This window comes from Streptomyces sp. NPDC028991, from assembly GCF_055564775.1.
The window spans coordinates 1-20,475 of the sequence record NZ_JBVHVP010000036.1; the positions used below are offsets into that span (position 1 = coordinate 1).

Here is a 20,475-nt window from a genome sequence, read left to right on the forward strand (position 1 = left end):
ACAAGGGGGGGATAGGAAGAGCAGTACGACTTTTTTGTCCCCCGGGTTGGCTATGCTCTTTCCCCCCCCCCCCCCCCCCCCCCCCCACGAGCCTTGCCGCCTCACCGGCTGCCGCGGCACCCGCCGACACGGCGGCGCCCCGGCCCGGCGACACCTGTACGGCGGCCGACCTCGGCACACGCCACCCGTACATCAAGACCACCGAAGTGTCCCCGACGATCACCCACTTCAAGGGCTGGTACGTCACCGAGGGCACAACCGGCAACCAGACCGTCAACACCAGCACCCAGACGACCATCTCGGTCTCCGTCGGCCTCAACGGCAATGTCGAGGGCAGTTTCGCCGTCGAGACCCTCGGCAAGGTCGGCGCGAGCCTGGGCCTGAACGTAAAGGTCGACTACTCCTCCACCAGCAGCGTGTCGAATTCGGTCACGTGGAACTTCAACCAGCCCGGCTACTACGGCGTCTACAAGGGCACCAAGAAGGTCACCGGTACGTACGCGAGCCTCAACTGCAACCGCGCCCAACAGGGCGACGGCAGTTGGGCGTTGAAGTGGACCGAGGGGCCCGGCAGCGGCAGCTTCACCACCTACACCACCCTCGAGGAAGGCGCGGTGCGCTGCCAGGACAGCGTGCCCGCAGGCAGCATCATGGCCAAGGCGCAGGGCCTCCTCGACTGCGGCTCGGCCGCCGTGAAGGCCGGGCACCCGGCTGGTGCGGTGGCGCCGACGGCGAAGCAGGAGCGGGACCGCCTCGTGCAGCGCCCGGCTCTCACGAGCGGCACGTCCGCCGAACAGCCCAAGGCCACCGGGAGCAGCGCGCGGGCCGCTCTCGACTGCGAGGCCGGCGCCTACAAGATCGCCGTACCCGGCAAGCCCCTGTCCTGGGGCGCGCCGCTCCTGGCGGACGACGGTGTCCGGCTGCGGCCCTCGACGATCTTCAGCGCGCACCTGGACAACTGGCGCCTGTGCAACGTGACGGAGCGCGACGGGGTCCTCGAGGCGTCCCTGTGGAACTGGGGCAACGGCGGGTGCGCGACCATCGCCGCGCAGAACGCGGCCACCGAACGGGCGGTCCTGATGACGGTCCCCTGCGCGGAGGACGACCTCCAGCGGTTCTACATCTACCGCGACGTACCCGGCAGTTCGAAGATCGGTGTGCAGAACAAGTACACCGGCTCCATGATGGGCCACGACCGGTACGCGGACGGGGAGTTCATACGCCAGTACTCCAGCGGCAGGCAGGACGGTACGGGTACGTACACCCTGATCGGGGTCTGACGGCCACAGGGACGAGCGGAGAGCCGCCCTGGCGGACTTCCCGCACACCTGCAACCACCACCACCGCTGCCGCACCGCACTCGCAGGCCGGCCACCCATCAGCGTGTGAACAACCCTGCGGGTCAAGTGCCGGCCGCCGTCACATCACGTCGGCCCGCTGAGCCGGATGCCCGGACGCCCGGATGCCCGGATGCCCGGATGGAGGACGACACGCCTGTCTGCGACGCGACTCGGAGTCGCCTCCGGTGCCGGCGCCGCCGGCCTCTTCAGGCCGTCCTCGCCCATGAAGCGCTCGGTGGCGCGGCGGGCCCCGCGCCCCTTCGCGCCGCAGCCGGGTCCGGCCCCTGAGACGCGTCGAAGGGCGGCACCCTCCCGGGATGCCGCCCTTCGACGCGTACGGTCGCGCGGGGGCGCGTTCGTGTCAGCGTGAGCCGACCGGCGTCCGCTCCTCCGGGGTGGCGTCCTCGTCCGACGCGCCCCAGCACTCCACCTCGCCGCGCAGGCCCGGCACCTGGTCCTTTCGGAAGACCGGGTCGAGGCCCTGGCGGCGCTGGGCCGTGTAGTCGTCGAGGAGGCGGAAGGCGACCGCGCCGAGGGGGATGATCGCGATCAGGTTGACCAGGGCCATCGCGCCCATCGTGACGTCCGCGAGGCTCCAGACCAGCGGGACGGAGCCGATCGCGCCGAGGACGGCGCAGGCGATGACCATTGCGCGGTACGAGCTCATCACGCCCTTGCTGCGGGTGATGAACTGGATGTTGGACTCGCCGTAGTAGTAGTTACCGATCATGGAGCTGAAGGCGACCATGAAGACCACCAGGGTCAGCAGGTGACCGGCCCAGTCGCCGAGCGCGCTCGTGAAGGCGGACTGCGTGACGTCCGCGCCGCCGCGCTCACCGAGGGTCGGGTTGGCGGAAAGGATCACGAAGGCGGTCATGGTGCAGATGACCAGGGTGTCGAAGTAGACGCCGAGGGTCTGGACCAAGCCCTGCTTGACCGGGTGCGTGGTCTCCGCGGCCGCGGCGGCGTTCGGGGCGGAACCCATGCCCGCCTCGTTGGAGAACATGCCGCGCCGCACGCCTTGCAGGATCGCCGTACCCACGGCGCCACCCGCGACCTCGCGGAAGCCGAAGGCCCCGCCGATGATGTCGCCGAGCATGCCCGGCACGCTGCCGAGGTCGAGGAGCACGATGACCAGGCCGACCAGCAGGTAGATCCCGGCCATCACCGGGATGATGACCTTGGTGACGGCCGTCAGGCGCTTCACGCCGAAGAACACCGCGAGCGCGAGCAGCACGGCGAGCACGACGCCGAGGACGGGGTTGAACCAGGAGGCGTCCGAGCCGAAGGAGCCCTTCGTGGCCACCGTGATGGTGTTGGACTGCACCGCGGTCAGCACGAACCCGAACGTCAGCGTGATCAGAACGGCGAAGACCACGCCGAGCCAGCGCATGCCGAGCGCCTTCTGCATGTAGTAGGCCGGGCCGCCCCGGTACGTACCGGGCTCGGTGTCGCGCACCTTGTAGAGCTGGGCCAGGACCGACTCGACGAACGCCGAGGCACCGCCGATCAGGGCCATCATCCACATCCAGAAGACGGCTCCGGGTCCGCCCATGGTGATCGCGGTGGCCACGCCGGCGATGTTGCCGGTGCCGATCCGCGCGGCGGCGGAGATGGTGAAGGCGCCGAAGGGGCTGACGCCGGACTGCGGCTTGTCCTTGAAGACCCGGAACATCTCCGGGATCAGGCGGATCTGCACGCCCTTGGAGCGCAACGTGAACCAGACGCCGACGACGGCGACCAGCGGAATCAGCAGATATGTCCAGAAGACGTCGTTGACATCGACGACCCAGGCTTCCAACGTGCTCATGCGAATGCTTCCCGGTTCCTCGTGAGTCGGGGAATCGGCCCGGTTCCTGCATGCGCGTACAGGTCGTGTACGGAGCGGACGGTCGGGCCGGGCGTGCGGTGCGGAGGTAAACACTCCGCAAACCCCAGGACTCTAGGCTGGGGCGACCGTCCCTGCCTATGGTTCCTGAAAGTGCTCTATCTCACATGAATCCGACGCATACGGGAAGCCGCCGGCCGAAGCCGTCGTCAGAGCTGGTCGCCGAGGCCCGCTCCGCCGTCGTCGGCTCCCGGCGCGGCACGCCCCACGGATCCGGCGCCCGGCCGCGAGCTGGCGGGCAGGCCACCCGCCTGCGCTCAGTCGCATGTACCCAGGATGTGGTGGGAGCCGTCCACCCGCTGGGGGATGTTCGTGGGGCTGGCGCTGAGGGTGGCGGGGAGTACACCGCCGGAGGCGCCGCGCGGGACGACCGGAACGCCGTGCCGGATGGCGGGCTCCAGCACGCCGAGACTTCCCGGGTGCCGGCGGGGAAGACCACGGCGTCGGGCCGGGCGGTGAAGAGGGGGGTCGCGTCCCTGCCTCCGTGTACGTCGGCGAACGGATCACGGCCGGCGGCAGGTTCAGTCGCTCACCGGAGCGCGCCGAAAGCGTGTGCTCCCCCTTGTGCGTCCACCTCGCGGTCGGCCGGCCTCCACGAGGGACTCCTTCGACTCGGGCCCTCCTTTCTTGAGCGAGCGATCCAGATAAGTTACGGTGAGGGCATGGCAAGGATCCGGGAGTTCGACACCGAGGCGGCGGTGAGCCGCGCCATGGAGCTGTTCTGGACGCGTGGCTACGAGGCGACCTCGGTGCGCGATCTGACTCGGCATCTGGGGATCGGGCAGGGGTCCCTGTACGCCGCGTTCGGTGACAAGGACGGCCTGTACCGGGCTGCGCTGGAGCACTACCGCACCACCCTCGCGGCGGACGCCCTGCTTGGTCTGGAGGAGGGAGTGGACGCCCGCGCGGCGATCCGTGCGCTGCTCACGGAGCGCATCCGCATCGCCGTCGACAACGGCGGCCAGGGCTGCCTGGCCGTGAACGCCGTCTGTGAGCGGCTGCCTCAGGACGCGGCGACCGGGCGCACCGTGCGGGACATGCAGGACGCGAGCCGGGAGGTGCTCACCGACGTACTGCGGGCCGCGATGGAGCGGGGTGAGATCGCGGCGCGGCACGACCCGCACACGGTCGCCGCGTTCCTGGTCACCTTCCTCAACGGACTGCTGGTCTCGTCGAAGATCACGCCGGACGTGCCCACCCTCGAACCCCTCGTGGAAGTCGCGCTGACCGCTCTCGACTGAGGAACCCGGCGGCCTCGGCCGGAGTTCCTCATGCCCTGAATCTGTAACGCACGATCCAGAAATTGGGTGGCAGGCCTGGCGCGACGGCAGCGCCCCCGGCAGCGCCGGCCATCCGGACCGCCAGGTCACCCCGTCGACCCACAGCACCCGACAAGACAGGAAGTGCCACGTGACGATGTACGACCACACCATGACGCCCCTGCGCACCGGCCGCGCCGCCGTCAACGGAACGAGTCTGCACTACCGGACGGCCGGGTCCGGCCCCGCGGTGGTACTGCTGCACGGCGTGCCCAAGACCGGCTACCACTGGCGCCACCTGGCCCCGAAGCTGACGCCCCACCACACCGTCGTCGTGCCCGACCTGCGCGGTCTCGGCGACTCCGCCCGCCCCGCGGCCGGCTACGACTCCGCGACGATGAGCGACGACATCGCCGAGCTGATGGCCCGTCTCGGACACGAGACCTACGCCGTGATCGGCGAGGACTGGGGAGCGGTGATCGGCTACCAGCTCGCCGCCCGCCACCGCGACCACGCCACCGCCCTCGTCTTCGCCGAGGCGCTGTTCCCCGGCTTCGGCTTCGAGGACCACACCGCCCTCAACCCCGAGAACGTCTCCAGCGGCATGCACCTGTGGCACCTGGGCTTCTACTTCCAGCCCGATGTCCCCGAGATGCTGATCGCCGGGCACGAACGCGAACTGATCACCTACATGATCAAGAGCGAGCGCAGCCACCCCGACACGGCCACCCCTGACGCCATCGAGGAGTACGTGCGCTGCTACTCCATGCCCGGTGGCATCCGCGCGATGCTCGCCGTCTACCGGGCGATGCTCACCGACGCGGAACAGAATCGGCAGGCCGCCCGGAAGAAGCTGGACATCCCGGTGCTGGCACTCGGCGGCTCCGCATTCATCGGCGAACGCAACGAGTCCCAGGCGCGACTCGTGGCCCACCACGTCACCGGACACGTCTTCGACGCCGGCCACGACCTCGCGGAGGAGGTACCCGACGAGATGGCCGACGTCGTCCTGCCGTTCCTGGCGGCGCGCCGGTAGCCGATGTCCGTCCGCCGCGGCCGGAAGGCCCCGGCGGACGGAACCGGTGACCGCACGCAGCCTCGTCGCGAGGTGGACGGCTGACTTGACGGGCCGGACAGAACCTTGGCATGCCCGCCCGGTCACGCACCTCACGATGGTCTCGCCACTGCCACTGCCACCGCCACTGCCACCGCCGCCCCGCCTCGGCGCCCGGTCCCGGAGTGCCACCGCGCCCAATGAGCGTCAGTCAGTGGTGCTCAAGTGCGCGTACAGCGTCCGCTGGGACACCAGCGCCATCTCTCGCAGCAGGTCGCCCAGGCGCCCGCGACACGGGACCCAGGACGCGGGGCCAGGCCGGTTGCCCTGGCCGCGGTGAACCGCCGCCGCCGTGAACCGCCGCCGCCGCGGCCCCCTGCGGTGTCCTTCCTCCTCGCTAGGGTGTGGCTGTGATCGATGACTGGAATACCGAGCGAGTGCGTCGCTTCCGCGCCGAAGCGGAGTCCCGTGGGCTGCCCCCGGAGGAGGTCGAGGAGTGGATACGCGCCGCCGTGCCGGGCACGTTCTTCACACAGGGCGGTGACGGGCCGCTCGTGGTGCGGATGGGTGGTGATCCGGTAGTGCCGGAAGACGCCCCGGATCCGTGCCACCCCCTGATCGCCCGCGTCGACTGCGCGCTGATACCCCAGGGCGCCACCGGGCTCCCCCTGCCGTCAGCGGGGCACCTGCTGTTTTTCGCCGACCTGGAGCTGGGCCTGCACGGCCCGACGAGCGACGCGGTGTGCCATGTTCCCGCCGGGACACCGGCGGCCGTCCGGCGTGTGGAGACCGGGCAGGAGCCTTTCGAGTCGCAGGACATGCGCACGATGTGGCACCACTCGTCCCCGCCGATGCCGGAGAGCTTCGCGGAGGCCAGGTGGGACGCCCCCGACGACGAGGAGTACGAACTCGCCGAGGAGTTGGAGAGCGCCTGGACGCACGTGGGGGGCTCCTGGCCGACTTGGACGTTCGCACTCGGTGCCCACCCTGTCGTCCTCAACGACGATCCTCTTCTCCTCGCCAGGGACGACGCGGCGGAGACCGGCGACGCCGCGGCGGACACCGACGACTGGGTGCTGCTGGCCACCTGGCGTGGCGGTGAGCAGGTCCGCGAGCTCGACTCGCCCGTCGTCAGCTGGATGATCCGCCGTCAGGACCTGGCGTCCCTGCGCTTCGATCGCGTGTACGGCCACGTCGACATGGCATGACGCCCGGCCTTGCCCGCACCCGTCGGCCGCACCCGTGGTCGAGGTGACGGCGAGGCGAGGGCCGGGGGCCGTGGGGCGGTGTGCCCACACGGTGGTGGTGTGGGCGCGTCGGGTCTCACCGGTCCGGTCGCTTCACGCCGGCTGCCAGATCCGGGACAGGGCCGTCGGGGTGAGGACCTGCTCGGGTGCGCCCTGCCCGGCCAGCCGTCCGTCGCCGAGGAGCAGGCAGGCGTCGGCCGAACGGGCGGCCTCCAGGTCATGCGTGGCCTGGACGACGGTCGTGCCGCCGGCGACCAGGTCCGTCAGCAGCGCCGTGATCCGTTCCCGGGCCTCGGGGTCGAGCCCGGTGGTCGGCTCGTCAAGAAGCAGCAGGTCGGACTGCTGGGCCAGTCCCTGGGCGATCAGGACGCGCTGACGTTGCCCACCGGACAACTCGCCGAGCTGGCGGGCGGCGAGGCCGGCGACGCCCAGTCGTTCCATGGCGGAGTCGACGACGCTCCGGTCCTGCCGGGTCGGCCGCCGCAACAGCCCCCGCTCTCCCCAGCGGCCCATTTCCACGGTCTGCCGTGCCGTGAGGGGGAGTGCGTCGCCGACGGCGCCGCGCTGCGGGACGAAGGCCGGCGGGCGGCCTTCCGCGTACCAGAGCTGTCCGGAGGTGGCGTCGATCACGCCGGCGAGGACGCCGAGCAGCGTGGACTTCCCGCTGCCGTTCGGTCCGACGAGCGCCGTCATGGCCAAGGCCGGTATGTGCGCGGTGAGTTGGCGGAGTACCGGACGGCCGGGGTAGCCCGCGTCCAGGTCGCTGAAACGGACGCGCTCGTTCCGTAGCGCGTCGCCGGGCGGCGTCGCCGGGTGCTTGTTGAACATGATTGTCATTGTAGAGTCCTCGTATGGAGTGGTTGACGGCCCCTTTCGAGGTGGCCTTTGTGCAGCGGGCCCTGTGGGCCGGGATTCTGGTGTCGGCGATATGCGCCCTCGCGGGGACGTGGGTGGTGCTGAGGGGAATGGCCTTCCTCGGTGACGCCATGTCCCACGGCCTCCTGCCGGGCGTCGCGGTCGCCGCGCTGCTCGGGGGCAACCTGCTGGTGGGGGCGGTGGTGAGTGCGACCGTCATGACGGCCGGTGTCACCGCCCTCGGCCGCACTCCGCGGCTGTCCCAGGACACCGGCATCGGCCTGCTCTTCGTCGGCATGCTGTCCCTCGGCGTCATCATCGTGTCGCGCTCGCAGTCGTTCGCCGTGGATCTCACCGGGTTCCTCTTCGGTGACGTCCTCGCCGTACGCGAGAGCGACCTGGTCCTCCTCGGGGCGGCGCTGCTGCTGGCGCTGGCCGTCTCAGTGGCCGGGCACCGTGCCTTCCTGGCCCTGGCGTTCGACGAGCGCAAGGCCCGAACGCTCGGCCTGCGTCCCCGACTTGCGCACGCCGTGCTGCTCGGCCTGCTGGCCCTGGCCATCGTCGCCTCCTTCCACATCGTGGGAACGCTGCTCGTCCTCGGCCTGCTCATCGCCCCGCCGGCGGCAGCCCTGCCCTGGGTCCGCGGCGTCCGCGGCGTCATGGTCCTCGCCGCGGGCCTCGGTGCGGCCGCCACCTTCGGCGGCCTGCTGCTGTCCTGGCACCTGAGCACCGCGGCCGGCGCGACCGTCTCGGCCCTCGCGGTCAGCCTCTTCTTCCTGTCCCACCTGGCGTCCGGATCGCGGCACCGCCGTCGTGTGCGCCGCGCCGGTCCTCCCGCCCTGGCGGTCACGTCGGCCGCCGGTACCCCCACGTCCCGATCGAACGAAACCTGAGGCGATCTCCTTGTTCGTCCGAAGAAGCGTCACATCGACGGCCCCGGCGCTGGCGGCCGTCCTCCTCCTGACCGCCGGGTGCGGGGGCCAGGACGACGCCGAGTCCGGCGCCGAGAACCCCGCCGCCTCCGCCACCCCGCACGGCTACGTGGAAGGTGCCACCGAGGCGGCCGAGCAGCAGTCCCGGCTCCTCCTCGGCGACCCCGAGAGCGGCGACACCCGGGTGCTGGACCTGATCACCGGCAAGGTCCACGACACCGCCCGCAGGCCCGGTGTCACCGCACTCACCACGGACGGCCGCTTCGGCTACTTCCACGGTGCGGCCGGCACCCGGGTCCTCGACAGCGGCGCGTGGACGGTCGACCACGGTGACCACGTGCACTACTACCGAGCGAAGATCCAGGAGGTGGGCGAAATCCCGGGCGGCACCGGCACGAGCGTCCGCGGTGACGCGGGCGTCACCGTGGTCACGGCGGCGGACGGGAAGGCGAACGTGTACCCCCGCGCCGACCTGGAGAAGGGCGACCTCGGCACTCCCACCCGGCTTCCAGGCGCGTACGCCGCGGCCGTCGTGCCGTACGCGGAGCACCTGATCGCCCTCACCGGCGAGGCCGGCGGCCCCGCGAGGGTCGCGGTACTCGACCGGTCCGGCAAGCGTGTCGCCGTCCCGGAGGCGGAGTGCGAGGACCCGAAGGGCGACGCGGTCACCCGGCGCGGGATCGTCCTCGGCTGCGCCGACGGCGCCCTGCTCGTCCACGAGGACGGCGGCGCCTTCACCGCCGAGAAGATCCCCTACGGCGAGGACGTGCCGAAGCCGGAGCGGGCCACGGAGTTCAGGCACCGTCCGGGCAGCACCACACTCACGGCCCCCGCGGGGAAGGACGCCGTCTGGGTCCTGGACGTCACCGAGGGCGCCTGGACCCGAGTGGAGACCGGACCCGTGGTCGCCGCCAACACGGCCGGTGAAGGCTCGCCGCTGGTGGTCCTGGAGACCGACGGAGCCCTGCACGGCTACGACATATCCGCCGGCAAGCAGACCACGCTCACCGGACCTCTGCTGAAGGACACCCCCGAAGCCGGCTCCGGCACCACCGCGACACCGGTGATCGAGGTGGACCGAAGCCGCGCCTACCTCAACGACCCCGAAGGCGAGCGCGTCTACGAGATCGACTACAACGACAGCCTCCGTGTGGCCCGCACGTTCGACCTCGACGTCCGGCCGTCCCTGATGGTGGAGACGGGCCGATGAGCGTGCGCGTGGGGGTGGCACGGGTCCGCGCTCTGCTGGCGAGCCTGGTCAGCTTCTTCGTCCTCGCCGGTGCGGCGACCGGCTGCGCGAGCGGCGACGACGGCCGGCCCCGGGTCGTGGTGACCACCAACATCCTCGGCGACATCACCCGGAAGGTCGTCGGGGACGAGGCGGACGTCAGCGTGCTGATGAAGCCCAACGCCGACCCGCACTCCTTCGGCCTGTCGGCCGTGCAGGCCGCCGAGTTGGAGAACGCCGATCTCGTCGTCTGCAACGGTCTGGGTCTGGAGGAGAACGTGCTGCGGCACGTGGAGGCGGCACGCGAGTCCGGCGTGGCCACCTTCGCGGCAGGCGAGGCGGCCGACCCCCTCACCTTCCACACCGGGCAGGAGGGCGGCCCCGAGGAGGAGGCCGGCGAGCCCGACCCGCACTTCTGGACCGACCCCGACCGGGTGCGCAAGGCGGCCGGCCTGATCGCCGACCAGGTCGCCGAGCACGTGGACGGCGTGGACGAGAAGACCGTCCGTGACAACGCCGCACGCTACGACGGACAACTCGCCGACCTCACCGCGTGGATGGAGAAGTCCTTCGACGCCATCCCCGAGGACCGGCGTGCCCTGGTGACCAATCACCACGTCTTCGGATACCTGGCCGACCGCTTCGGCTTCCGTGTGATCGGCGCCGTGATCCCCAGCGGCACGACCCTCGCCTCACCCAGCTCCTCCGACCTGCGCTCCCTCACCCGGGCCATGGAGAAGGCCAAGGTGCGCACCGTCTTCGCCGACTCCTCCCAGCCCACCCGGCTGGCCGAGGTGCTGCGCCAGGAGATGGGCGGCGACGTGGACGTCGTCTCCCTGTACTCCGAGTCGCTGACCGAGAAGGGCAAGGGCGCCGGCACCTACCTGGAGATGATGCGCGCCAACACCTCGGCCATGGCCGAGGGCCTCACCGGCGACTGAACGAGCTTTCCCGCGGCCCGGTGAACCGAACGCCGGCCGTTCCACCACACAACCCCGTGCCCGATGGGCCGGAGAGGACAGAGACTCGATGAACAGGTCGACCCGCGCCAGAACGCTCACGGGCACCGCACTCGCCCTGGCGGCGTCCATGGCGCTGACCGCCTGCGGCGGCGAAGACGCCTCGTCCGACGCCGCGCCGAAGAAGCAGACGAACGGCAGCGGGGCCGCCGCGGTCGGGAACCCGCTGGTCGCCTCGTACGACGGGGGGCTGTACGTCCTCGACGGCGAGACCCTGAAGCTGGCGAAGACCGTCGAGCTGCCCGGTTTCAACCGGGTCAACCCGGCGGGAGACGAGGACCACGTCATCGTCTCCACCGACAGCGGCTTCCGCGTGTTCGACGCGGCCCGGCAGGCCTTCACGGGCGCCGAGTTCGAGGGTGCGAAGCCCGGCCACGTCGTGCGGCACGGCGGCAGGACGGCACTGTTCACCGATGGTACGGGCGAGGTGAACGTGTTCGACCCCGCGGACCTGGCCGGCGGTAAGCAGCCGGAGGGCCGGAGTCACACCTCCGCGGAGCCTCACCACGGTGTCGCCATCGAACTGGCCGACGGCGAACTCGTCACCACCCTGGGCACCGAGGAGAAGCGCACCGGCGCGATCGTCCTGGACAAGGACGACAAGGAGATCGCGCGCGCCGAGAACTGCCCGGGTGTGCACGGCGAGGCAGCGGCCGAGGGCGAGGTGGTCGGCCTCGGCTGCGAGGACGGCGTCCTGCTCTACAAGGACGGCAAGTTCACCAAGGTCGACGCCCCCGACGACTACGCCCGCACCGGCAACCAGGCCGGTAGCGACGTCTCCCCGATCCTCCTGGGCGACTACAAGACCGACCCCGAGGCGGAACTGGAACGGCCGACCCGCATATCGCTGATCGACACCCGCACGGCGAAGATGAAGCTGGTCGACCTGGGCACCAGCTACTCCTTCCGCTCGCTCGGCCGTGGCCCGCACGGCGAAGCACTCGTGCTCGGCACCAACGGTGTCCTCCACGTCATCGACCCGGAGACCGGAAAGGTGGAGAAGAAGATCGAAGCGGTCGGCGACTGGACGGAGCCCCTGGACTGGCAGCAGCCCAGGCCCACGCTGTTCGTCCGTGACCACACGGCGTACGTCTCCGAGCCGGGCGAGCGCCGACTGCACTCCTTCGACCTGGACTCGGGTGAGAAGCTGACGTCCGTGACGCTGCCGAAGGCCACCAACGAACTGTCCGGGACGGTTGACGGTCACTGACCGGTCCCACTCCCAGCACTTCCTACGGAGCGCCCGCCGGCCCGGCCCGGCGGGCGGCTCGGTGCTGTGCGCATCAGGCGCTCACGCGAGCTTTGATGCGCCGCGGTGCAGGTCATGACGGCGCGGACCGCCGGGGTCGAATACCTGCGCACGACGGCGGGGGTCGCAACGTCGTTGGACGTTGCGACCCCGAGCCGGCGGTGTCGAGGGCGAGCAGGGAGCCGGGGAAGCGGTCGGCGAGCAGATCGACGACCTGGTGGACGTCGGCCTCGTCCAGGTGGGGAAGCACGGCCTCGGGTGGCGTCGGGGCGAGTGGACAGGAAGTCGGCTGCCCACTGGTCGAACAGCAGGGTGCGCAGCAGTGCGCCGGTGAGGCTCGGCGGGTTGCCGAAGCGTCCGAAGTCGTAGTCGATCGAGGCGACGATCTCTTCGGCCCGTGGGTCCCGGAGCAGGGCGTGTTCCCCGCGGGTCTGCACGGCACGGGCGTACGGCGGGACGAGGAGCGTCTCCTGCACCGTCCCCAGGCGCGGCTTTTCCCTGTCCGTGAGCGGCATCCCAGGCACAGCTGTGTACCGGGCCGGACGGTGCCGTGGCTGCGACCACCGGCCGGCCCGGAGTCTCAGTGCCTCGTCACGGCGGTGAGGGGGTCGTGCTCGTGTGCGCAGGTCTCGTCGAAACCGTAGGTGTCCCAGGTGGGGAAGGGGTCGGACGCGGGGGGCGCCTCGCCTTCCCGCATGAGGCAGTCGGACAGGGCCGTGCTCAGCGTGTCCTTGTCCAACTGGGTCCCGATGAAGACGATTTCCTGAGCGTGGGGTCCGTCGGTGTCCCGAGCGGAGGAGGGCTCGAAGCGGGCTACCGAGCCGGCCTGCGACCACAGTCCCGTCACATGGGGCCGGCTCGCGAGGGTGAAGAAACCCTTGGACCGGAGAACCTGCCCGTAGGCCCCGCTGTCCAGTGCCTCCGTCACGAACGTCCACAGCCGCCCGGGGTGAAAGGGCGTCGCGGAGCGGAAGACGGTGGAAGAGATGCCGTACTCCTCCGTCTCGGGGACGTGGTCGCCGTTGAGTTCCCTGACCCACCCGGGGGCCTGCTGCGCGCGCTCCAGGTCGAAGCGGCTGGTGCCCAGGACTTCGCCGACCGGGACGCGGCCCCGCACCGCGGACACGACGCGGGCGGCGGGGTTGAGGCGGGCCAGGGCGGCCCGGAGCAGGTCGGCGGAGGTGGCGTCGACGAGGTCGAGCTTGTTGAGGACGAGGACGTCGGCGAACTCGATCTGATCCATCAGCAGATCACTGACCGTGCGTTCGTCGTCCTCGTACTGGTCCAGGCCCCGTTCGGTCAGTTCGTCGCCGCCGGCCAGCTCGGGCAGGAAGCCGGCCGCGTCGACGACGGTGACCATCGTGTCCAGCCGGGCCAGGTCGCCGAGGGTGGCGCCGTCGTCGCGGGCGAAGGCGAAGGTGGCGGCCACCGGCATGGGTTCGGAAATGCCGGAGGACTCGATGAGGAGGTAGTCGAAACGCCCCTCGCGCGCCAAGCGGTCGACCTCCTCCAGCAGGTCGTCGCGCAGGGTGCAGCAGATGCACCCGTTGGTCATCTCGACCAGGCGTTCCTCGGTGCGCGAGAGCGCGGCCTCGCCGCCGCGCACCAGGGCGGCGTCGATGTTGATCTCGCTCATGTCGTTGACGATGACGGCGACGCGCAGGCCCTCGCGGTTGGTGAGGACGTGGTTGAGCAGGGTGGTCTTGCCGGAGCCGAGGAATCCCGACAGGACGGTGACGGGAAGGCGCGGCGAGGGGGCGTGGGTCATACAGGGATCAGCCTTCAGGGCGCAGCAGGCCGCGCTCGTACGCCTTGGCCAGCCGCTGGGGGACGCGGTACGGGACGCCATCCACCGTGACCGTGACCAGTTGGGGCGTACTGGCCTTCCACTGCGCGCGGCGGTGCCGGGTGTTGCTGCGTGACATCTTGCGTTTGGGCACGGCCATGGGGGACCTCCGGGTGTGATCGGTGAGCGCGACAGAGGTTACATGAAAATGGATGTCATTACGACCTTGGTGTGCTGATCGGTCGTGGCGGCCGCGGGGGTGCCCCGTCGGTGCCGGCCCGAGCCATTTCTCTCCCACGGGGAGGGCGCTCCCGGACCGGTTGTGCGCTGTCGTGTCAACTCCTGGGCGCCGGAGGTCGACGCGGTCGGTCTGGTCGCTCATGGCTTGATGAAGTGCCGGGCCACGGACGCGGCGGGCACGTTACCGATTGCTTCGAGAGCACCGTGGGTCGCGCCAAGGCGGCGCAGGCGTTCGACGTGCCGGCCGTCCTGGCCACGGTGGCCGCCGAGTCGTTCTCCGGACCCCCGCTGCCGCAGCTCGCCGAGGTGTTCCCCGAGCGGGAGGTCATCGGCCGTACGAGCATGAACGCCTGGGCTCCGACCACCCGATCAGCCCCGATGCGGAGCGCTACGGGTACGAGCGCGCCGGCATGACCACCGCCGAGGTCGACTCCTCGCATCTGGTCATGCTCGCCCAGCCCAAGGCCGTGGCGGAGCTGATCCAGGACGCGGCCCGGTCCACCGCCCACTGACCCAATCGTTCAGGATAGAACGATTAGTCGATGATGTTCGAGCGCTGGTAGCTTCTGATCGCCCCCGAGGACCCTCCGGCGGGCGATCGGAGGAGGATAGACCCATGAAGTCCGGCGCGAGGCTCGCGCTCGCCGTCATCGCCCTGGTTGCCGCCCTCGCCACCGCCTGCGGTGTCCCGCAGGACAGTGGAGCGCAGTCGGACACCGCCGAGGACTGCTCGCCGTACGCCAGATACGGCACGCACCCCGGCACCGAGGTCACCGTCTACGCGGAGAACCGGGACCGGGAGGCCGACCTGTTCGAAGCGACCTGGGCGGACTTCGCGGACTGCACGGGAATCGACGTCCGGTACGAGGGGGACGGGGAGTTCGAGGCCCGGATACAGCTCCGGGTCGACGGCGGGAACGCGCCGGACGTGGCCTTCTTCCCGCAGCCCGGGCTCCTGGCACGCTTCGCGCGGGCGGGGGAGCTCAAGCCCGCGAGCGCCGGGGTCGTGGCCCTCGCGAAGCAGGGCTGGTCGGCCGACTGGAACAGCTACGCGACCGTGGACGGCACCCTCTACGGCACGCCGCTGGTCGCGAACGTGAAGTCGTTCGTCTGGTACTCGCCGAAGTTCTTCCGCGACAGGGGCCTGAGCGTTCCCCGCACGTGGTCCGAGCTGATGGCCGTGACGGAGAAGATCGCGGCGTCGGGTGTCCGGCCGTGGTGCGCGGGCATCGAGTCCGCCGAGGCGACCGGCTGGCCCGTGACCGACTGGATCGAAGACGTCCTGCTGCGCCAGCAGGGCACGGACGTCTACGACCAGTGGGTCGCTCACGAGATCCCGTTCAACGACCCGCGGGTGATCAAGGCCATGGACACCGTGGGATCCATCCTCAAGAACGACCGGTACGCCAACGGCGGTTTCGGTCCCGCCCGTTCGATGGCGTCGATCTCCTTCCAGGAGGCCGGCGCGCCGGTTCTCTCCGGCGACTGCGCGATGCACCGCCAGGCCTCGTTCTACGCCGGCATGTGGCCCAAGGGCACCGAGGTCGGACCGGACGAGGACGTCTACGCCTTCCTCCTGCCCGGGGCCGGCCCCGCCGACCGCCCCGTACTGAGCGGTGGGGTGTTCACCGCGGTGTTCGCCGACCGCCCCGAGGTGCGGGCGTTCCAGGAGTATCTGGCCTCCGCGGACTTCGCGAACGCGCGCATGAAGAAGGGCCCGTTCGTATCGGCGAACAGGGGCGTGGATCCGGCGAACGCCGCGACCCCGGTCGACAGACTCTCGATCCAGCTGCTCCAGGACCCCGGGACACAGTTCAGGTTCGACGGTTCGGACCTGATGCCCGCATCGGTCGGCGCCGGGACGTTCTGGGAGGGAGCCGTCGACTGGATCGGCGGCGCGAGCACCCGTGAGGTCGCCGACTCCATCGAACGGTCCTGGCCGAGCTACTGATGCCGTTCGACGTCGTCGCCCAGCAGCCCAAGCTGCTGTACCTGCTCCAGGGCATCGCCGCCTTCGCGGCGGTGGTCTCCCTGATCCTGCTGGCGCTGCACCGGGGGCCGGTCCGGAGAAGGGCCGCGGCCCTGATCCTGCTGGCCCCCGCGCTGCTGCTGCTCACGGTGGGTCTCGTCCTGCCCGGTCTGCGGACCCTGGCGCTGTCGTTCACGGAGAACGGCGGTGACACATGGGCCGGCTTCGACAACTACGTGTGGACGGTCACCGACCCCCGGGCGCTGGTGGCGCTGCGCAACACCCTGGCATGGGTGGTGCTCGTGCCGCTGCTGGCAACCACGACCGGCCTGCTCTACGCGGCGGCCGTCGTACGGTCGCGGTTCAGCGCGTTCGCGCTGTCCCTCGTCCTGATGCCGATGGCGATCTCCTTCGTCGGCGCGGGCGTCGTCTGGAAGTTCGTCTACGCCTACCGTCCCGCCCAGGCCGGGCAGATCGGGCTGCTGAACCAGCTCGTCGTCGCGTTCGGCGGCGAACCGAGGCAATGGCTCGTGGACTCTCCCTGGAACGTACTGCTCCTCATCGCGGTGATGGTGTGGACACAGGCGGGCTTCGCGGCCGTCCTGCTGGCAGGCGCGATCAGGGCCGTTCCCGGCGAGCTGACCGAGGCGGCCCGGCTCGACGGCGCGTCCCCCCGGCAGATCTTCCGGTGGATCACCGTGCCGTCGATCAGGCCCACTCTGCTCGTCGTGGTCCTCGCCCAGGCGATCGGCACCTTCAAGGCCTTCGACATCGTCAAGACCATGACCGGCGGACAGTTCGACACCGGCGTCATCGCCCACGAGATGTACGACCAGGCCTTCCGCTACGGCGAGACGGGCCGCGGCGCGGCGCTCGCCGTGCTTCTCTTCGTCCTCGTCACGCCCTTCGTCGCCCACCAGGTCCGGGCGCGGCGGAGGGCAGCGTGAACGGCGTCCGGGAGCGTCTGGCCTCCCGCGCCTTCACGTCGATCGCCGTGGTGATCGCGGTCCTCTGGACGACGCCGACCCTCGGTCTGCTGCTCTCCTCGTTCCGTCCCGAGGAGGAGATCAAGACGACGGGCTGGTGGACCGTGTTCGGCACGCCGCGTCTCACGCTCGACAATTACGGCGAGGTGCTGTCCGGCGGCGGGAACGGGTCGGCGCGGCTCGCGGAGTACTTCGTCAACTCCGTCGTCATCACCCTTCCCTCGGTGCTGTTCCCGCTCGTGCTGGCGTTCTTCGCGGCGTACGCACTGGCGTGGATCGACTTCAGGGGGCGGGACGCGCTCGTCGTCGGCATCTTCGCCCTCCAGGCCGTGCCGCTCCAGATGGCGCTCGTCCCCCTCCTGAAGCTGTTCTCCCAGGGCTGGCTGTTCCTGCCCGCGTGGAACCTCACCGGTCCCGCGCGTTTCGGCCAGGTCTGGTTCGCCCACACGGTCTTCGCGCTGCCGTTCGCGGTGTTCCTCCTGCACAACTTCCTGGCGGGGCTGCCCCGGGATCTGATCGAGGCCGCCCGCGTCGACGGCGCGTCGCACGGGACGCTGCTGCTCCGGATCGTGCTGCCCCTGGCCCGCCCGGCCCTGGTCTCCTTCGCCGTCATCCAGTTCATCTGGGTGTGGAACGACCTCCTCGTGGCACTGACGCTGTCGGGCGGGACGGCCGAGACCGCGCCGATGACGGTCAGACTGGCGAGCCTGTCCGGGACGTACGGCAACGAGTGGCAGCGGCTCACCGCGGGAGCCTTCGTGGCGGCGTTCGTCCCGCTGCTCGTCTTCTTCTCCCTCCGCCGGCACTTCGCACGGGGACTGCTCGCCGGATCGGTCAAGGGATGAGCCCCGGCCGGCCCGAGGGAGAAGGCATGGCGGTGCCCGGTAGGTCGGTGGCCACTCGGCCGCAGGCGCCAAGCGACCGCCAGGCGAACGCGGCCCTGCAGCGGATCGTGTCCACCCGGCTGCGCCACGACCCACGTACCCAGGCGTACTACGAACGCCGCACCCAGGAGGGCAAGACCCGACGTGAGATCATCCGGTGCCTCGAGCGATACGCAGCCCGCGAGGTCTTCAACCTGGTCGGACCGGTGTGCAGCACCCCCGCGTTATACGGGCGTCCGAGCTGTGGGCGGAGTCGCTCATGGTGCCGAACCTCGCCGGGCACAAGACCGACGCGGAGCGGCTGATCGACCGCTACTACCGGCCCGAGGTCGCCGCCGAGCCGGCCGCCTGGGTCAACGACGTCTGCCCGGCCCCGGCCGCCCAGGACGTCCTGGCCTCCTCCGACGACGGGGACACCGCCGCCCTCGCGGAGAACCCGCTGATCTTCCCGGACGCGGGGACGCGCCGTCGCCTGGCCATCGCCCGTGACATCACGGCCGAGGACCGGGTGGAGTTCGCCGAGCGGTCAGGATCGCCGGGCTGTAGGACGGAGCGGCACGGCTCAGCGCAGCCGGATCGGGGCGGGCAGCAGGGCGCGGGCGGGCACCGGACGCCATCGGCCCCCTTCGACCATCCGGCCGAACGCCTGGTCGCCGAAGTGGAAGGCGAAGCCGTGGGTACGCGGCGCGCTCAGCTCACCCAGCACCCTCGTCCGGGCCCTCAGCACCCCGTCGACGTCCACGTCGGGCCCGGACGGCCACTCCGGGTGCGCCATCTGCGCCGGGGTGTGGAAGACGTCGCCGAACACCAGGATCCGCCTTCTGCCGCCGGCCGAGACGACATACGTGGTGTGCCCGGGACTGTGGCCGGGGGTGATCAGTGCGGTGACCCCGGGCCATACCTCCTCACCGTCCTCGAACCGGCGCAGCACCCGCGACATCGGTACCACGAACCCCTCCCACGACGGCGCCCCCACCTCCACCTCGCGGTTCCAGAACGGGTCCCACTCGGCCCGCGCCACCAGGTAGTCGGCGCGGGGAAACGCCTTGCGCGGCGGCCGGCCGTGCCCGGTGAGGAAGCCGAGGCCGGTGTGGTCGGTGTGGAGGTGGGTGAACGCCACGGTGTCGATGGAGTGCCGTGACACTCCGAGCGCCCGCAGGGTGCGCAGCAGCGCGCCGCCGCGGGAGACGCCCAGCGAGGGCGAGAGCACGTTGGCTCCGAGGCCCACGTCGATCAGCAGCCGGCGGCCACCGCGTTCGACGAGCAGGCCGCCCGCCGAGGCGGCGATGCGGCGCGAGGGGGCCAGCGCCTCGGAGTGCTCCTCCCAGTAGCCGGCGGGAACGGCGGGGAGAAAGCCGGTCCGGTCCAACTCCATGGCCGCGTCGACGACGTAGGTCAGCCGGACGTCCCCCACGGTGAGGGTGCGCACGGCCGACTGGTGGCCGAGGGATCCGATGGACCGGGCGCGGGAGCGGGTGGCGTGCGCCTGCGGGGCGGCGCCGCTGAGGGGCACGGCCAGGGCCGCGGTGGAGACGAACGCGGTGCGCAGCAGGCCGCGCCGAGAGGGGGCGGGCACGCCGTGATCCGGCTCGGGCATGGCGGGGGCTCCTTCGCGGGGTGGTGGGTCAACCGGTGTTGCGCAGGCCGGCGGCGATGCCGTTGACGGTGAGCAGCAGGGCCCGGCAGAGCGACGGGTCCGCGTCCTCGCCCGCGGCCCGTTGCCGTGCGAGCAGTGCGACCTGGAGACGGGAGATCGGGTCGAGGTGGGCGTCGCGGACCGCCAGAGTGTGCTTCAACACCGACTGGGATTCCATCAGTTCGCCCTGCCCGGTGACGCGCAGGACTTCGGCGACGGTGAGCTCGTGCTCGGCCTTGATCCGGTCGAAGACGTGCTTGAGGTCCTCGGGGACGAGGGTGTCGACGTGAGTAGATCGCGTTACGGGCCTCGTCGGCCGGTTCGGGACGCACGACGCGCAGGTCGTCCGTCTGCCACAGCAGGTCGATGCTCTCCGCGAGCCGTGCGTCGTGTCGCCGGCGGTCCGCCTCGACCACCGGGGTCTGCAGCAACCCGGCGATGCGCCGCAGTTTGGTGAGCACCGACCGGCGGGCGGCCTCCGTCGGGTGGGCGGTGAAGACGGGCCGGACGTTCAGGTGCTCCACCGCGCGGATCAGGGCGTCCGGTGCTTCGCGCGCGGCGTCCTGGACGACGCGGGCCGGCGCGGCGCCCGCCCGTTCCCTGACCGAGCGCAGTTCGCGGCCTCGGTGCACCTGTTCGGTGACGTTGGCCAGGTGGAAGTAGGTGGAGAAGGCGCGGACCAGCTGGGCCGCGGTCCGGGCGTCGACGCCGCGCAGCAGCTCGGCATGGCCGTCGCCGTCCTCGCGGGCCGAGCGGCGGACCGTGTCGACGAGTTCCAGCAGTTCGGGGCCCTCCTGGCGGGCCAGGGTCTCGTCCAGCAGCTCGGCGAGGTGCTGGATGTCCGCCTGGAGGGCGGCGTGGTAGGGACCGGGGGTCATGACTGCTCCCGAGGTGACGTGGTGA

18 protein-coding genes and 4 pseudogenes are annotated in these 20,475 nt (G+C 70.9%); 14 read left to right on the forward strand and 8 right to left on the reverse strand.

From position 1 onward, the window contains the following. Positions 1-206: 206 nt before the first annotated feature. Positions 207-1,280: a hypothetical protein gene (locus ACZ4V1_RS33970; protein ID WP_468344373.1), complete on the forward strand. Its 1,074-nt coding sequence runs from the start codon at positions 207-209 to the stop codon at positions 1,278-1,280. Between the two features lie 421 nt (positions 1,281-1,701). Here the strand turns inward: ACZ4V1_RS33970 and ACZ4V1_RS33975 are convergent, their stop codons facing one another. Both ACZ4V1_RS33975 and ACZ4V1_RS33980 read right to left on the reverse strand, forming a co-directional pair. After that, the gene (locus ACZ4V1_RS33975) at positions 1,702-3,150 is read right to left on the reverse strand and encodes an alanine/glycine:cation symporter family protein (protein WP_468344376.1); all 1,449 of its coding nucleotides are present in this window, start codon (positions 3,148-3,150) and stop codon (positions 1,702-1,704) included. A 335-nt stretch (positions 3,151-3,485) separates the two neighbouring features. Beyond that, entirely contained in the window at positions 3,486-3,632 is a 147-nt protein-coding gene (locus ACZ4V1_RS33980; RefSeq protein ID WP_468344379.1) for a hypothetical protein, read from the reverse strand. 258 nt (positions 3,633-3,890) lie between these two features. On the opposite strand from ACZ4V1_RS33980, the gene ACZ4V1_RS33985 reads away from it, so the two are divergent. The 3 genes from ACZ4V1_RS33985 (at position 3,891) to ACZ4V1_RS33995 (ending at position 6,749) form a co-directional block, all read left to right on the forward strand. Continuing rightward, positions 3,891-4,469: a TetR/AcrR family transcriptional regulator gene (locus tag ACZ4V1_RS33985; RefSeq protein ID WP_468344381.1), complete on the forward strand. Its 579-nt coding sequence runs from the start codon at positions 3,891-3,893 to the stop codon at positions 4,467-4,469. A 175-nt stretch (positions 4,470-4,644) separates the two neighbouring features. Next, complete coding sequence (locus ACZ4V1_RS33990) at positions 4,645-5,523, forward strand: alpha/beta fold hydrolase (protein WP_468344487.1); 879 nt, start codon at positions 4,645-4,647, stop codon at positions 5,521-5,523. Positions 5,524-5,951: 428 nt separating this feature from the next. Further along, on the forward strand, positions 5,952-6,749 hold the full coding sequence (locus ACZ4V1_RS33995; protein ID WP_468344385.1) for a DUF1963 domain-containing protein: 798 nt from the start codon (positions 5,952-5,954) through the stop codon (positions 6,747-6,749). A gap of 132 nt (positions 6,750-6,881) precedes the next feature. Here ACZ4V1_RS33995 and aztA read toward each other — a convergent pair whose 3' ends face one another. Continuing rightward, positions 6,882-7,625, reverse strand: coding sequence for a zinc ABC transporter ATP-binding protein AztA (gene aztA / locus ACZ4V1_RS34000; protein ID WP_468344388.1), 744 nt, complete (start codon positions 7,623-7,625; stop codon positions 6,882-6,884). A gap of 14 nt (positions 7,626-7,639) precedes the next feature. Here aztA and aztB point away from each other — a divergent pair, with 14 nt between their 5' ends. The 4 genes from aztB to aztD all read left to right on the forward strand — a co-directional run bounded on the left by aztB (position 7,640) and on the right by aztD (position 12,032). Then, a complete protein-coding gene (gene aztB / locus ACZ4V1_RS34005; RefSeq protein ID WP_468344391.1) occupies positions 7,640-8,536 on the forward strand; it encodes a zinc ABC transporter permease AztB in 897 nt (298 codons plus the stop codon). 10 nt (positions 8,537-8,546) lie between these two features. Further along, a complete protein-coding gene (locus tag ACZ4V1_RS34010) occupies positions 8,547-9,785 on the forward strand; it encodes a hypothetical protein (RefSeq protein ID WP_468344394.1) in 1,239 nt (412 codons plus the stop codon). After that, positions 9,782-10,744 (forward strand): zinc ABC transporter substrate-binding protein AztC, encoded by a 963-nt coding sequence (gene aztC, locus ACZ4V1_RS34015; RefSeq protein ID WP_468344397.1) that lies wholly within the window; start codon positions 9,782-9,784, stop codon positions 10,742-10,744. The genes ACZ4V1_RS34010 and aztC overlap by 4 nt, the downstream gene beginning before the upstream one ends. A gap of 88 nt (positions 10,745-10,832) precedes the next feature. Further along, positions 10,833-12,032, forward strand: coding sequence for a zinc metallochaperone AztD (aztD, locus tag ACZ4V1_RS34020; RefSeq protein WP_468344399.1), 1,200 nt, complete (start codon positions 10,833-10,835; stop codon positions 12,030-12,032). A 619-nt stretch (positions 12,033-12,651) separates the two neighbouring features. Here aztD and ACZ4V1_RS34025 read toward each other — a convergent pair. Both ACZ4V1_RS34025 and rpmF read right to left on the reverse strand, forming a co-directional pair. Then, positions 12,652-13,839, reverse strand: a complete 1,188-nt coding sequence (locus ACZ4V1_RS34025; protein WP_468344401.1) for a GTP-binding protein — start codon at positions 13,837-13,839, stop codon at positions 12,652-12,654. 7 nt (positions 13,840-13,846) lie between these two features. After that, positions 13,847-14,017 (reverse strand): 50S ribosomal protein L32, encoded by a 171-nt coding sequence (rpmF, locus tag ACZ4V1_RS34030; RefSeq protein ID WP_468344404.1) that lies wholly within the window; start codon positions 14,015-14,017, stop codon positions 13,847-13,849. A 275-nt stretch (positions 14,018-14,292) separates the two neighbouring features. Here rpmF and ACZ4V1_RS34035 point away from each other — a divergent pair. From ACZ4V1_RS34035 to ACZ4V1_RS34060, 6 genes and pseudogenes are all read left to right on the forward strand, one after another. After that, positions 14,293-14,451 (forward strand): annotated as a pseudogene (locus ACZ4V1_RS34035) (hydrolase); the annotation flags it as partial. Positions 14,452-14,453: 2 nt separating this feature from the next. Further along, positions 14,454-14,609: pseudogene (locus ACZ4V1_RS34040) on the forward strand (alpha/beta hydrolase); the annotation flags it as partial. 104 nt (positions 14,610-14,713) lie between these two features. Further along, positions 14,714-16,048 carry an ABC transporter substrate-binding protein gene (locus ACZ4V1_RS34045; protein ID WP_468344407.1) on the forward strand — a complete coding sequence of 445 codons (1,335 nt, stop codon included), beginning with the start codon at positions 14,714-14,716 and terminating at the stop codon, positions 16,046-16,048. Continuing rightward, positions 16,048-17,013 carry a carbohydrate ABC transporter permease gene (locus tag ACZ4V1_RS34050; RefSeq protein ID WP_468344410.1) on the forward strand — a complete coding sequence of 322 codons (966 nt, stop codon included), beginning with the start codon at positions 16,048-16,050 and terminating at the stop codon, positions 17,011-17,013. The genes ACZ4V1_RS34045 and ACZ4V1_RS34050 overlap by 1 nt, the downstream gene beginning before the upstream one ends. Then, entirely contained in the window at positions 17,010-17,897 is an 888-nt protein-coding gene (locus ACZ4V1_RS34055; RefSeq protein WP_468344413.1) for a carbohydrate ABC transporter permease, read from the forward strand. Before ACZ4V1_RS34050 ends, ACZ4V1_RS34055 begins: the two co-directional genes overlap by 4 nt. Before the next feature lie 274 nt (positions 17,898-18,171). Next, positions 18,172-18,462 (forward strand): annotated as a pseudogene (locus ACZ4V1_RS34060) (spermidine/putrescine ABC transporter substrate-binding protein); the annotation flags it as partial. Positions 18,463-18,498: 36 nt separating this feature from the next. Here ACZ4V1_RS34060 and ACZ4V1_RS34065 read toward each other — a convergent pair. The 3 genes and pseudogenes from ACZ4V1_RS34065 to ACZ4V1_RS34075 form a co-directional block, all read right to left on the reverse strand. Beyond that, positions 18,499-19,533 (reverse strand): MBL fold metallo-hydrolase, encoded by a 1,035-nt coding sequence (locus ACZ4V1_RS34065; RefSeq protein ID WP_468344416.1) that lies wholly within the window; start codon positions 19,531-19,533, stop codon positions 18,499-18,501. 28 nt (positions 19,534-19,561) lie between these two features. Then, positions 19,562-19,813, reverse strand: coding sequence for a phosphoenolpyruvate carboxylase (locus tag ACZ4V1_RS34070; protein WP_468344490.1), 252 nt, complete (start codon positions 19,811-19,813; stop codon positions 19,562-19,564). Positions 19,814-19,862: 49 nt separating this feature from the next. Next, positions 19,863-20,450: pseudogene (locus ACZ4V1_RS34075) on the reverse strand (phosphoenolpyruvate carboxylase); the annotation flags it as partial. Positions 20,451-20,475: the final 25 nt, after the last annotated feature.